The 13,236-nt window shown below is 31.8% G+C and carries 13 protein-coding genes; 4 read left to right on the top strand and 9 right to left on the bottom strand.

Going from position 1 to position 13,236, the window contains the following annotated elements; all coding sequences use genetic code 11:
- The 7 genes from GXM21_RS03400 to GXM21_RS03370 all read right to left on the bottom strand — a co-directional run bounded on the left by GXM21_RS03400 (position 1) and on the right by GXM21_RS03370 (position 6,591).
- Complete coding sequence (locus GXM21_RS03400; protein ID WP_008538550.1) at positions 1-1,017, bottom strand: type IV pilus twitching motility protein PilT; 1,017 nt, start codon at positions 1,015-1,017, stop codon at positions 1-3.
- Complete coding sequence (locus tag GXM21_RS03395) at positions 977-2,278, bottom strand: GspE/PulE family protein (RefSeq protein ID WP_008538551.1); 1,302 nt, start codon at positions 2,276-2,278, stop codon at positions 977-979. The genes GXM21_RS03400 and GXM21_RS03395 overlap by 41 nt, the downstream gene beginning before the upstream one ends.
- Before the next feature lie 94 nt (positions 2,279-2,372).
- The gene (locus GXM21_RS03390) at positions 2,373-3,233 is read right to left on the bottom strand and encodes a shikimate dehydrogenase (RefSeq protein ID WP_008538552.1); all 861 of its coding nucleotides are present in this window, start codon (positions 3,231-3,233) and stop codon (positions 2,373-2,375) included.
- Positions 3,234-3,257: 24 nt separating this feature from the next.
- A complete protein-coding gene (locus GXM21_RS03385; RefSeq protein WP_008538553.1) occupies positions 3,258-4,787 on the bottom strand; it encodes a YifB family Mg chelatase-like AAA ATPase in 1,530 nt (509 codons plus the stop codon).
- Between the two features lie 83 nt (positions 4,788-4,870).
- The gene (locus tag GXM21_RS03380; protein WP_008538554.1) at positions 4,871-5,464 is read right to left on the bottom strand and encodes a UbiX family flavin prenyltransferase; all 594 of its coding nucleotides are present in this window, start codon (positions 5,462-5,464) and stop codon (positions 4,871-4,873) included.
- Positions 5,461-5,814: a YraN family protein gene (locus tag GXM21_RS03375; RefSeq protein WP_008538555.1), complete on the bottom strand. Its 354-nt coding sequence runs from the start codon at positions 5,812-5,814 to the stop codon at positions 5,461-5,463. Before GXM21_RS03375 ends, GXM21_RS03380 begins: the two co-directional genes overlap by 4 nt.
- 9 nt (positions 5,815-5,823) lie before the next feature.
- The gene (locus GXM21_RS03370; protein WP_008538556.1) at positions 5,824-6,591 is read right to left on the bottom strand and encodes a ribonuclease HII; all 768 of its coding nucleotides are present in this window, start codon (positions 6,589-6,591) and stop codon (positions 5,824-5,826) included.
- A 208-nt stretch (positions 6,592-6,799) separates the two neighbouring features.
- On the opposite strand from GXM21_RS03370, the gene fba reads away from it, so the two are divergent.
- Together fba and guaA are read left to right on the top strand one after the other, a co-directional pair.
- Complete coding sequence (gene fba, locus GXM21_RS03365; RefSeq protein WP_008538557.1) at positions 6,800-7,765, top strand: class II fructose-1,6-bisphosphate aldolase; 966 nt, start codon at positions 6,800-6,802, stop codon at positions 7,763-7,765.
- Positions 7,766-7,904: 139 nt separating this feature from the next.
- Complete coding sequence (gene guaA / locus GXM21_RS03360; RefSeq protein ID WP_033405513.1) at positions 7,905-9,425, top strand: glutamine-hydrolyzing GMP synthase; 1,521 nt, start codon at positions 7,905-7,907, stop codon at positions 9,423-9,425.
- A gap of 63 nt (positions 9,426-9,488) precedes the next feature.
- Here the strand turns inward: guaA and GXM21_RS03355 are convergent, their stop codons facing one another.
- Complete coding sequence (locus tag GXM21_RS03355; RefSeq protein WP_154645560.1) at positions 9,489-9,890, bottom strand: C-GCAxxG-C-C family protein; 402 nt, start codon at positions 9,888-9,890, stop codon at positions 9,489-9,491.
- 169 nt (positions 9,891-10,059) lie between these two features.
- Between GXM21_RS03355 and mscL the strand changes: the two genes are divergently transcribed.
- Positions 10,060-10,518, top strand: coding sequence for a large conductance mechanosensitive channel protein MscL (gene mscL, locus GXM21_RS03350; RefSeq protein WP_008538560.1), 459 nt, complete (start codon positions 10,060-10,062; stop codon positions 10,516-10,518).
- A gap of 53 nt (positions 10,519-10,571) precedes the next feature.
- Here the strand turns inward: mscL and GXM21_RS03345 are convergent, their stop codons facing one another.
- Positions 10,572-12,191 carry a glycoside hydrolase family 13 protein gene (locus GXM21_RS03345; RefSeq protein WP_008538562.1) on the bottom strand — a complete coding sequence of 540 codons (1,620 nt, stop codon included), beginning with the start codon at positions 12,189-12,191 and terminating at the stop codon, positions 10,572-10,574.
- Between the two features lie 78 nt (positions 12,192-12,269).
- Between GXM21_RS03345 and GXM21_RS03340 the strand changes: the two genes are divergently transcribed.
- Positions 12,270-13,130, top strand: coding sequence for an AraC family transcriptional regulator (locus GXM21_RS03340; protein WP_008538563.1), 861 nt, complete (start codon positions 12,270-12,272; stop codon positions 13,128-13,130).
- Positions 13,131-13,236: the final 106 nt, after the last annotated feature.

The following is a 13,236-nucleotide window of genomic DNA, read 5'->3' as shown; positions in this document are numbered from 1 at the left end:
TTAACCTATATACTTCTTTGCTATTTTTTCATCTATTAACTTAGCTTTAACTAATTTTTCTATATCATCTTGTATAAACTGCATACCATTTTGTCTATTTAATTGCATTTGCGAAATCAACTGTGATAACTGATTTTTACTAATTAAATTTTTTACTGCTGTAGTTGCCAATAAAATATCCATACAACAAACTAAATTCTCATCTATTGTTGGAATTAATTTTTGAATGATAATACTATTTAACGAACTTGCAATCTGCATACTAATAGCTTCTATCTGTTCTTGATTAAAAAAACTTTCCATGCGTATTATCGCTTCTATCACCGAAGAAGCATGTAATGTTCCTAAAACTAGATGACCTGTTTCAGCAGCATTTAAACAAGCTTTCATCGTTTCTGTGTCTCTTATTTCTCCCACCATTATCACATCTGGATCTTGTCGCATTGCCATCTTTATAGCTTCACTGAAATTTTCAAAATCTACATGGTATTCTCTTTGATGAATTAATGATTTCTTATTAATAAATACATATTCTATAGGCTCTTCTAAAGTTATGATATGCTTAGATTTATTTTGATTTATATACTCTATCATAGAAGCTAACGTCGTTGATTTTCCTGTTCCTGTAGCACCACAAATCAATATAAAACCATTATCATTATGCAAAATATCTCGCAAGACTTTTTGCTGATAAAAATTCTCTATAGGCTTTACATTATCATTTATCAATCTAATAGCCATACCATAACCTTTATAAATCATATAGATATTTATCCTAAATCTTCTATTATTAAATTCATAAGCATAATCTATCACTTTATTTTGCCTAAATAAGATTTTCTGTGTTTCATTTAATGTATTTTCTATCACTTCCCTAAAATCTTCTCTTTTAAAAAATTCATCTTCCCAAATATTTAACCTATTATTTTGGCGATAATATATATTTTTATCAGTAGTTAAATGAATATCTGACCACTTACACACTATCGCTTTTTGTAAAATTTCTAGGAACTTCATTTATTTGATATACTCCATTTAAAGTTTTCCATACTTCTTGCGCTGTAGTTATGCCCTGTAAAACTTTCATCTTTCCATCATCTAACAAAGATTTAAAATCTGTTAATCTCGCCTCTCGTTTTAAATTCACATCAACATCATCTCTACTGATTAAATATCTCATTTTTTCTGTAGGTCTTAAAATCTCTTGCAAAGCTATTTGACCTAAAAAACCTGTATAATTACAATATTTACACCCCTTTCCCTTATATAAATCCATACCTAAATAAAAATCTTTTCCTAAAAGCAATGCTTCTAAAGAATTTTCACTTGGTTTATAACTAACTTTACATTTAGGGCAAATCTTTCTCACTAATCGCTGTGAGGTCATACCTAATAAAGCAATGCTAAGCATCACAGGGCTGACTCCTAAATCAATTAATCTAGCTGGCACACCCAAAGCATTTTTAGTATGCAAAGTAGTTAATACTAAATGACCTGTCAATGCCGTAGTTATCGCTTGCTTAGCTACCACTTCATCTCTTATTTCTCCTATCATTACAATATCTGGATCTTGTCTAAGTGATGCTCTCAAAGCTACAGCAAAATCCATGCCTGCTTTTTGATTTATCTGCATCTGATTTATACCATCTAGATTTAACTCTACAGGATCTTCAATCGTAATAATATTAGTATCCAATCTATTTAAATAATTTAAACTAGCATAAAGTAAAGTAGATTTTCCAGAATTTACAGGGCCTGTTATCACAATAAGACCACTTGATGCACTTATCATATCTTTAAAATATTTTAAATTCATTTTAGAAAATCCCATTTGATTTAAATTCAACAGATTTTCTTTATTCCCCAATAGTCGCAAAACCACTTTTTCGCCAAAAAGTACAGGTATAGTAGATATCCTGATATCTATATTTTGAGCAGAAAAAATAAATTTTCCATCTTGTGGCAAACGCTTTTCTGCTATATCTAGATTACTTATCAATTTTAAATATGATATCAAAAAGTTACTGATCTTATTTGAAGCTTTATAAATCAATATCAATTTTCCATCTATTCTATAGCGAATTTGTAGATATTTTTCCTGTGGCTCTAAATGAATATCACTAGCTTGCAGTTTATAAGCATTTTCTAACAAACAATCTATAAAATCAGCTACAGGTGATTTATTACGATAACCTTGCAATATATTATGTTTGCCCTGTAATTGCAAATTTCTCATTATTTTTAATGATAATTGCTCTAAATCCTTTTCTATTTCCATTTACTTCATCTTCGTTTCTAAAATAAAAATAGATGTACAGGCCTCATCTCAATCTCACCCATACATCTATGTTCATAGCGGTCTAAACAAACCTTTATTTATTTTTATTCAAATAATCATGTAACGTTTTCACCATGATATCCACATTTATATCTTTATCAGTCCATAAATGAAGTGCTGCTACTCCTTGTTCAGCTAACATTCTTTCACCGTTTAATATTTTATGCCCATATTCTTTGGCTTCTTGTAAAAATTTTGTTTCGGCAGGGATATATACAATATCATAAACAAACGCAGATTTTTTTACACTTTCCCAATCAACAGGTGGTTTACTATCAATATTGCCTTCCATTCCTAACGGAGTAGTATTTACTAATAAATCAGCTTGAGCTAAATATTGTTTAAATTCTTCACTATGCCAATCGCACACTTTTATATCAACTAAATCATTAAAATCATTTGCTAATAATTGTGCTTTTGCTAGATTTCTAACGGCTAAGATGATATTTTTTATCCCTTGTTTAATCAAGCCACAAACAACTGCTCTACAAGCTCCACCAGCTCCTAAAATCACAGCTGTTTTATCTTTTATTTCCACATTTTCCTTTAGTAATGGATTGATAAAACCAATAGCATCTGTATTATATCCATATAATTTACCATCTTTTATATGTACAGTATTTACAGCTCCTATTAATTTTGCCATCTCATCTATTTCATCTAAATACTGCATGATATTTACTTTATGCGGAATAGTTACATTAAATCCAGTAAAATTTAATGCTTTTAACCCTATTACTGCTTTTTCTAAATCCTCTGGAGCTATCGGCATAGCAATATATGCATAATCAATACCTGCTTCTTGTATAGCTGTATTTTGAATAACTGGCGATAATGAATGTTTTATAGGATAACCGATTACTCCTAAATTTTTTGTTTTTCCTGTAAATACCATAATTTCGCTTCCTTTACTTTAATTTTAAATTTTTTCTTGTAAATTAAAGTTATTACGATATTGAACGGCTTCTGCTATATGTTTATCTTCTATATATTCACTATTATCTAAATCAGCTATAGTCTGTGCCACTTTAATAATCCTATCGTAAGCTCTAGCACTCAATCTCATCTGTTCAAAAACAAGACCTAACATATCTTGTGCCTTAGCTGTTAATTTACAATATGATTTTATCATAGCATGTGACATTTGAGCATTACAAACTATTTTGGCTTGAGCAAATCTTTTTAATTGTATCTGCCTTGCTTGTTCAACGCGTTGGCGTATCTGCTCTGAAGACTCTGCTTTTTTATCTGTTACAAAGTCTTTATATTCCACTCGTGGCACTTGAATTTGTATATCAATTCTATCAAGCAGTGGCCCTGATATTTTCTTTGTATAGCGTTTTATTTCATAATCACTACAAGTACAATTGCGTGTATTATCATATTTATAACCACAAGGGCAAGGATTCATAGAAGCTACTAAAATCATTCGTGAAGGAAATTTTAAAGAAGCATTTACCCTTGTTATCATGACTTCTCCATCCTCTAATGGTTGTCTTAATGCTTCCAAACTAGATTTACTAAATTCTGGTAATTCATCTAAAAACAAAACACCATTATGACTTAAAGTTACTTCTCCAGGTTTTGGTATAGTACCGCCACCAATGATACCAGCACTAGAAATTGTATGATGTGGACTGCGAAAAGGTCTTTTCGTTACCAATCCACTATCTCTTGATAACAATCCAGCTATACTATAAATTTTAGTTACTTCCAAAGCCTCTTGATATGTCATTTGCGGTAAAATTGTCGCCAAGCGTTTGGCAAGCATTGTCTTCCCTGTTCCTGGTGCTCCCACCATCAATACATTATGACCACCTGCTGCCGCTATTTCCAAAGCTTTTTTCGCTAAAAATTGCCCTTGCACATCAGCAAAATCTTCTTTGAATTGCATATCTTGAGATAATCTCTTTTGTCTTTTTGCTGGTTTTAACTTTATCTTTCCTTGTAAAAAATCTATTAGTTCTGACAATGTCGCTATAGCATATACTTCAATACCTTCTACCAACAAAGCCTCTTGTTCATTACCTTTAGCTACAAAAAATTTTTTAAACTTAAGCTCTTTACATAAAATAGCCATGGACAAAATTCCTATTATTGTTTTTACTTGACCATCTAAAGATAATTCAGCAGCTAATAAACTATCACTACAACAGTCCTTAGGTAAAAATCCATATGCTTCCAAAAGTGCTATAGCTATCGGTAAATCTAAAGATGAACCATTTTTGCGCAAATCGGCAGGAGCTAAATTTATCGTTACTTTCTTAGGCACTAAATTGACATTTGTATTTCTAATAGCAGGTCGAACTCTTTCTTTAGCTTCTTTTACTGCAACATCTGCTAAACCTACTATTTCAAATTTTGGCAATCCATTTGCTACATCAGCTTCAACTTCTATGAGTACACCATCTATACCTAGTGTTGTTGCCCCATAAGTTTTTGCAAACATAAAATCACCCCATAATATTTTGGGGTGATTTATCAATATCCTTTATATGCAATTTGTTATTAATAAATTATCCCAAATAAAATTTAAACTTCACTTGGTCCTGTCCAACGTTCAAATAAATCATTATCTACATTTAAAGTATCACATATTTTACCTACCAACATATCAACTAATTCTTCAATAGTTTGTGGTCGATGATAAAAACCTGGACATGCTGGCACTATCCTTGCACCTGCATGTGATAATTTCAACATATTTTCTAAATGAATAGCATGTACTGGTGTTTCTCTTGTTACTAAAACGAGCTTACGACCTTCTTTTAAAGTTACGTCAGCTGCTCTAGTGAGTAAGTTTCCAGCAATGCCATTTGCTAAAGACCCTAAAGTCTTCATGGAACACGGTACAATAACCATTGATTCACAAGGAAAAGAACCACTTGCTATTGCACTATCAATTCGATTTACATCATAAATCTTATGAACCATTTGTGTCAATTGAACCATAGTTAAACCACATTCATACTCTAATACTTCAAGCCCTGCTTTTGAAGCCACAAAATGTACTTCAATTCCACTATCAGCAAGGACTTGTATCAATCTATAAGCATAAGTCGCACCACTTGCCCCTGATACACCAACAATAATACGTCTTTTTCGCTCAAAACCCTTTGTTTTCAAAGCTCAAACGCTCCTTTCAAATGATTAAAATTCACCTTATTATCATCATAGTGAAATACCTCTATTATATCAAATCTATAATCAAATTCTGCATTAAAATTATCATTTATATATAATTGAGCCGTTTTCATGATTTTTTGTTGTTTTTTATAATCCACAAATTCAGCAGGAAATCCAAATGCAGTATTTTTTCTAGTCTTTACTTCAACAAAAATAATTGTATTTTGCTTTCTTGCTATAATATCTATTTCACCAAATCTACTATGATAATTTCTCGCCAATATTGTATAATTTTTTGCCTTTAAAAACTCTACAGCCTTATTTTCTCCCCATAAGCCCATATTTTTCATACAAATACCTTATTTCTGCATCACCATTGATTTTATTGGCTCAAATGATTTTCGATGAATTTCACATGGTCCATACTTTCTTAAAGCTTCTAAATGTTCACTTGTTCCATACCCTTTATTTTTAGCAAAACCATATTGTGGATAAATCTTATCAAATTCATTCATCATTCTATCTCTTTCCACTTTAGCGACAATGGAAGCTGCTGCAATCGAAGCAGATTTTGCATCACCTTTAATTATTGATTGATGATAGATATCCAAACTTTCTAAAGGCATAGCGTCAATTAATACTGCATCAGGTTTAGGATTTAATCCATAAATAGCCTCATACATACCATTCATTGCAGCTTGATAAATATTTACTCTATCTATAGTTTTTTCATCGATAATCGCTCTATTTACAGCTATCGCATTTTTCATGATGATATCATAAATTTTTTCACGTGTTGCCTCGGATAATTTCTTGGAATCATTTATTTTCTCAATAAAAAAATTCTCCGGCAAAATAACACTAGCTACTACTACAGGCCCAGCGAGCGGTCCTCTACCCACTTCATCTACGCCAGCAATTAATTTATAACCATTAGCTCTACATCCATTTTCAAAAGTATATAAATTAGCCACTCGCTGACGTTCTTTCATTTCTCGTTGATAACTTTTATATATACTTTGTACACCTTTACGGGCATCATTTTTTATCGCTGTCAATAATTCGTCATTACACTCTTTAACCATTAAATCTTTTATCTGTTTTATAGACAATTTTTCAATATTCATATGCTCACCTACTTAAATAAAAATTATATTTATTTTAAAATTATATCATAACGGATTTAACTATAAATGCCGAAATTTATTATAAAAAATATTTATAGATTGCAAGAATTGTCTGAATTAAATAATTTTCAGATTTTGATATACAAATAAACAAATTTTATGCTATAATAGTCTTGAAATTTAAATTTTGTCTATGGAGGTTTTTTTAATGCCATTAGTAACAACAAAAGAAATGTTTAAAAAAGCGTATGAAGGCCATTATGCTATTGGTGCATTCAACGTAAATAATATGGAAATCGTTCAGGGTATCACTGAAGCTGCTAAAGAATTAAACGCTCCTTTAATTCTTCAGTGCTCCGCTGGTGCTAGAAAATATGCTAAACATCAATACCTTGTACATCTTGTACAGGCTGCTATTGAAGACACTGGTCTTCCAATCGCTTTACACCTCGACCATGGTGCAGATTTCGAAACTTGCAAATCTTGTATTGATGGCGGTTTCACTTCCGTTATGTTCGACGGTTCCCACTACAGCTTCAAAGAAAATATTGAAAAAACAAAAGAAGTTGTTGAATATGCTCACGCTCATGGCGTAGTAGTAGAAGCAGAACTTGGTCAGTTAGCTGGTATCGAAGATGATGTTAAAGTAGCTGCTCATGAAGCTCATTACACTGATCCTAACGAAGTTGAAGAATTCGTTAAAGAAACAGGTGTTGACTCCTTAGCTATCGCTATCGGAACTAGCCATGGTGCTTACAAATTCACTCCTGACCAATGCACAAGAAATGAACAAGGCATTTTAGTACCACCTCCACTTCGTTTCGACATTCTTGAAGAGGTTGCTAAACGTCTTCCTAACTTCCCAATCGTTTTACATGGTGCTTCTTCCGTTCCTCAAGATTTCGTTAAAATTATCAACGAAAATGGCGGTCATATGCCAGATGCTGTTGGTGTTCCTGAAGACCAACTTCGCAAAGCTGCTTCCATGGCTGTTTGCAAAATCAACATCGACTCCGACCTTCGTCTTGCAATGACTGCAGGTATTCGTAAACACTTCAACGATCATCCTGATCATTTTGACCCACGTCAATATGTTGCTGACGGTAGAACTAACATCAAAGCAATCGTTTCTCACAAAATTAAAGAAGTTCTTGGTTGCGACGGTAAAGCTTAATTTTAAATTAAATTTCGCTTAATAAATAGCAACAAATATAAAAGCTCTCTTTACAGAAAAACTACTGTATAGTAAACTATTTTTGTAAAGAGAGCGTTTTTTATTATTAGGAGGTAAAAAATTGAGCACAATTCATGAAATGGTTCTTGTTATTGACTTTGGCGGTCAATATAACCAATTAATTGCACGTCGTGTTAGAGAATGCGGTGTTTACTGTGAAATTGTTCCTTATGATTATACAGTAGAAAAAATTAAAGCTAAAAATCCACAAGCTATTATTTTCACTGGTGGTCCTAGCAGTGTTTACGCTGACAATACACCACAGGCTGATCCAAAAATCTTTGAACTTGGTATCCCTGTACTTGGTATTTGCTATGGTCATCAGTTCACAGCTCATAATCTCGGTGGTAGCGTAGCTCATGCTGAAGCTGGCGAATATGGTAAAATGGACATCACTCTTGATACTACTAGCGTTTTATTCGATGGTATCAATGCTGATGAAATTTGCTGGATGAGCCATCGCGACTATGTAGAAAAAGTTCCAGAAGGTTTCAAAGCTATTGCTCATACTAAGCATACTCCTGTTGCTGCTATGTGCGATGACAGTCGTAAATTATATGGTGTACAATTCCACCCAGAAGTTGAACATACTCCATTTGGTCAGCAGATGATGAAAAACTTCTTATTCAAAATCTGTGGCTTAAAAGGCGATTGGACTATGAGTTCTTTTGCTCAAAGCAAAATTGCAGAAATCAAACAAATCGTTGGCGACAAAAAAGTATTATGCGCTTTAAGTGGCGGTGTTGATTCTTCTGTTGCTGCTGTTTTAGTTCACAAAGCTGTAGGCAAACAATTAACTTGCGTATTCGTTGACCACGGTTTACTCCGTAAAGATGAAGGTGATCAAGTAGAAACTATCTTCCGTAAACAATTCGATATGAACCTTATCCGTGTTGATGCTAAAGACCGTTTCTTAGGTAAATTAGCTGGCGTTTCTGATCCTGAAAGAAAACGTAAAATCATCGGTGAAGAATTCATTCGTGTATTTGAAGCTGAAGCTAATAAACTTGGCAAAATTGATTTCCTTGTTCAAGGTACAATCTATCCAGATATTGTTGAAAGTGGTACAAAAACTTCTGCAACAATTAAGAGCCATCACAACGTTGGCGGTCTTCCTGAAGATATTCAATTCGATCTTATCGAACCACTTCGCGAACTCTTCAAAGATGAAGTTCGTGCAGTAGGTGAAGAACTCGGCATTCCTCATGACCTCGTATGGCGTCAACCATTCCCAGGTCCTGGTCTTGCTATCCGCGTTCTCGGCGAAGTAACTGAAGAAAAACTTGCTGTTGTTCGTGAAGCAGATGCTATCTTCCGTGAAGAAGTAGCTAAAGCTGGTCTTTCCGAAAAAATTTGGCAGTATTTCGCTTGTCTTCCAAACATCCGCTCTGTAGGTGTTATGGGTGATAGCCGTACTTATTGCCACACTGTAGCACTTCGTGCTGTTACAAGTAGCGATGCTATGACTTCTGAATGGGCAAGAATTCCATATGAAGTATTAGACACAGTTTCTCGTAGAATTGTAAACGAAGTACCTGGTGTAAACAGAATAGTTTATGATATAACTTCTAAACCACCAGCTACAATTGAATGGGAATAAGATAAAAAATATAGCTAAGTCCTTATTTGAGGACTTAGCTTTTTTATTGAATAAAATATTATTTTATTTAAAATAGTGTTTCTTTAAAATTTCATCTGCTACTTGTACACAATCTTCACAAGATAAAATTTTATTCTTCTCCATATTTTTCAAATCTCTACAATATATTGAACCACATTTTTCTTTAAATAATTTTGCTACTTCCTGAAATTTATTATATGTATCAAATTTACTTTTCAATGGTAAATGTTTATCACCTGCACTATTAGCTAGACTTATTACTAAAAACATGCCTGTAACAGCTCCACAAGTATCTCTTAATCCTCCCATGCCAGAATCAAATCCTTCTGTTAATTTAAATGCTACATATTCTGACAAGCCTAATTCTTCACAATAAGCACAAACAATAGCTTGACAACAATTATAATTATTATCTATAAAATTTTCCATTACTTTATTTTTCACAAAAAGTCATCACCATTCTTAAAAATATGTATTTATTATACTTATTTGTATTTATATTTTATAGATAAAATAATGCACAATATTTGTTAAAAAATGCTTTTTTTCTTTTCAATACTCACCTTTATAGGTTATAATTATATACATTATGCTTAGAAAGGTTTTTATCATTATGAAAAATTTCTTTATTGAGTTTAAAAAATTTGCTTTTAAAGGTAATATGCTTGATTTAGCAGTTGGTATGATTATTGGTACTGCTTTTACAGGGCTTGTAAATTCCATTGTAAAAAATTTAATCATGCCTATAATCAGTATTTTTACTGGCGGTATTGATTTCAACAATATGTATCTGCCACTTAGTAAGGCGACTTTCATACTTGCTGAAAAAGGTGCTGACCTTGAAACAGCTAAAAAAGCTGGTGCAGTTTTTGCTTATGGTGCCTTTTTAACAGATTTTCTCCAATTTTTAATTTTGGCTTTCGTAGTCTTTTGTTTAATTAGACAGCTAAACAAATTAATTCCTATTCCTAAAGAACCGCCAAAAACAAAAATCTGCCCATTTTGTAAATCTGAAATTCCTCATGAAGCCACTAAATGCGCTCATTGTACCTCTGACTTACCAACAACTTAAATATACAAAAAGAAAGCATAGTCTAATCAAAACGATTAAACTATGCTTTTTTATTATTTCTGCCACTGATAAATTACAGCTTCATATGGTCTTAAATGACCTTTTGTCAAATCTGTTATCGTATCTTCATAATTACTGATTAAAATTTTTCCTGTGCCTTCTAAGTTAAAATCAACTTCTTTATCATAAAAATTACATATTATAAGCCAAGTTTTATCTTCATATTTTCTTGTATAAGCAAAAATATTTTTATCTTCGGCTAATAATAAATCATATTCACCATAAATCATAATAGGATTTTCTTTACGCATCTTAATCAATTTTTGATAACAATAAAAAATTGAATTCTTATCGGCTAAAGCTTTTTCTACATTTATATCTACGTAATTGCGATTTACTCTATACCATGGTTTAACCTTGCTAAAGCCAGCATATACATCACTATTCCACTGCATAGGAGTTCTTGCATTATCTCTAGCTTTAGCACGCAAAGATTTTAATATTTCTTCTTTAGGTATATTATTAGCCATTCTTTCTTTATATGCATTCACAGATTCAATATCGGCAAAATCAGCTAAATCATTAAACTCAATATTAGTCATGCCGATTTCTTCGCCTTGATAAATATATGGTGTTCCCTGCATACCATGAAGTAATATCGCCAACATTTTTGCAGACTGCGCGCGATATTCTTTGTCATTACCCCAACGAGATACAATTCTTGGTAAATCATGATTATTCCAAAATAAACTATTCCAACCTTTGCCATTTAATTCTTTTTGCCACTTAGTAAATACTTTTTTCAACTCAATTAAATCAAGCTTTTTCAAGTTCCATTTATCCGAGCCTTCTTGGTCAAGCATAATATGTTCAAATTGAAATACCATACTTAATTCATGTCTATCTGGACTGGAAAATAACTGTGCTATCTGCGGATTTGCTCCCCAACATTCACCCACTGTCAATAAATCTTTGCCTTGCAAAGTTTCTTTATGCATTTCTTGAATATATTCATGCAATTTAGGCCCATTTTCTTTGATTTTTAAATCTGGAACTTTACCAATCATATCAATAACGTCCATTCTAAAACCACCAACACCTAAATCGATCCAAAAATTCATCATCTGCCAAATATCTTTACGCATATCTTTATTTTCCCAATTTAAATCTGGCTGTCTCTTACTAAAAAAATGCAGATAATATTCTTGAGATGTTTCATCATATGCCCATGCTGAGCCACCAAAACAGGACAATAAATCATTTGGTGGATTGTTGTTCTCACCTTTTCGCCAAATATAATAATCACGGTATTTGCTATTTTTATTTATCTTTGCTTCTATAAACCATTTATGTTCATCTGAAGTATGATTTACCACTAAATCCATGATTATTTTTATATGATGTGCTTTAGCTTCTTTTAATAAAGCTTTCATTTCATCTAATGTCCCAAACTCTGGGGAAATATCATAATAATCAGAGATATCATAGCCATTATCATCATTAGGTGAACAATATACAGGGCTTAGCCAAATTACTTCTATACCTAATTTTTCCAAATAATCCAATTTAGAGCGAATACCATTGATATCACCAATACCATCATTATTGCTATCACAAAAACTACGAGGATAAATTTGATAAACAACAGATTTTTGCCACCATTTTGTTTCCATAAAAATCACCTTTTATTATTTATTTGTTTTATTATATTATAATATTATAAGACTAAATTAAATTTGAGGTTAATTATTATGGAAAATTCTCATGTACTCCAAATAACAGAACGCCATTTTTCTGATTTATACTTATGTTTTTGTGGCTTAGCTAAATGTGAGCCTAATCACAGCTTTGGCCCTGGTATCCGCGATAATTATATCATTCACTATATAACTAAAGGCAAAGGAAAATATTATGTAAATAACGCTTGCTATGAATTATCTCAAGGTCAAGGATTTTTAGTTGAACCTCATTTGCAAGTATTTTATCAAGCTGATAAAGATGACCCATGGCAATATCTTTGGATTGGTTTTAATGGTACTAAAGCTATTCAATATTTAAATGATATCGGTCTTAGTTCCAATCATCTAACATTTCAATGTAATTATAGTGAAGAATTAAAACAAATTGTGCATAATATGTTAAAAAATAATAACTTTGCCACAAGCAATCAATTTTTGCTAGAAAGTCTATTATATTCTTTCTTCTCTATCTTAAGTAAAGATATAAAAACTATATTGCCGACTAATGACAACAATAATCTATATGTAAAAAAAGCCATTGAATTTATCGAAAATAACTACACTAATAATTTAAAAATCACTGATATTGCTAAATATGTTTGCATCACTAGAAATTACCTCTATTTATTATTTCGCAAACATTTAAATATTTCTCCCCAAGAATATTTAGCTAATTATCGCATAACTCGTGCTGAACAATTATTAAATACAACTACACTATCCATTGAAACTATATCTAATTCTTGTGGCTATCAAGACCCTTTAGTATTTGCTAAAGCCTTTAAAGCCAAAAAAGGTTTTACGCCTTCACAGTATCGCAAAAGTTTTTCTCCTAAAATATCTTTTAATAAACCTGTAAATAGAATGAAATAAAAACTATAAGTATTGCTCTTATAGTTTTTATTTAACATTTAAACTGATTTACTTAACAACACCATCTTTATTTTCATAAAATTCTCATATATAATAATTTATAGAT

The organism is Megamonas funiformis, assembly GCF_010669225.1.
In the GTDB taxonomy this organism is placed as follows: Bacteria; Bacillota; Negativicutes; order Selenomonadales; family Selenomonadaceae; genus Megamonas; species Megamonas funiformis.
The sequence above is the reverse complement of the archived record's forward strand: the minus strand, read 5'-3'. Positions and strand labels throughout refer to the sequence as shown.

Excerpts from the sequence above, each read along its gene's own strand:
- GXM21_RS03340 (WP_008538563.1), top strand. The coding sequence starts at position 12,270 with ATGGAAAATTCTCATGTACTCCAAATAACAGAACGCCATTTTTCTGAT.
- fba (WP_008538557.1), top strand. The coding sequence starts at position 6,800 with ATGCCATTAGTAACAACAAAAGAAATGTTTAAAAAAGCGTATGAAGGC.
- GXM21_RS03390 (WP_008538552.1), bottom strand. The coding sequence starts at position 3,233 with ATGGTATTTACAGGAAAAACAAAAAATTTAGGAGTAATCGGTTATCCT.
- GXM21_RS03400 (WP_008538550.1), bottom strand. The coding sequence starts at position 1,017 with ATGAAGTTCCTAGAAATTTTACAAAAAGCGATAGTGTGTAAGTGGTCA.
- mscL (WP_008538560.1), top strand. The coding sequence starts at position 10,060 with ATGAAAAATTTCTTTATTGAGTTTAAAAAATTTGCTTTTAAAGGTAAT.
- GXM21_RS03345 (WP_008538562.1), bottom strand. The coding sequence starts at position 12,191 with ATGGAAACAAAATGGTGGCAAAAATCTGTTGTTTATCAAATTTATCCT.
- guaA (WP_033405513.1), top strand. The coding sequence starts at position 7,905 with ATGGTTCTTGTTATTGACTTTGGCGGTCAATATAACCAATTAATTGCA.
- GXM21_RS03375 (WP_008538555.1), bottom strand. The coding sequence starts at position 5,814 with ATGAAAAATATGGGCTTATGGGGAGAAAATAAGGCTGTAGAGTTTTTA.
- GXM21_RS03370 (WP_008538556.1), bottom strand. The coding sequence starts at position 6,591 with ATGAATATTGAAAAATTGTCTATAAAACAGATAAAAGATTTAATGGTT.
- GXM21_RS03385 (WP_008538553.1), bottom strand. The coding sequence starts at position 4,787 with ATGTTTGCAAAAACTTATGGGGCAACAACACTAGGTATAGATGGTGTA.
- GXM21_RS03395 (WP_008538551.1), bottom strand. The coding sequence starts at position 2,278 with ATGGAAATAGAAAAGGATTTAGAGCAATTATCATTAAAAATAATGAGA.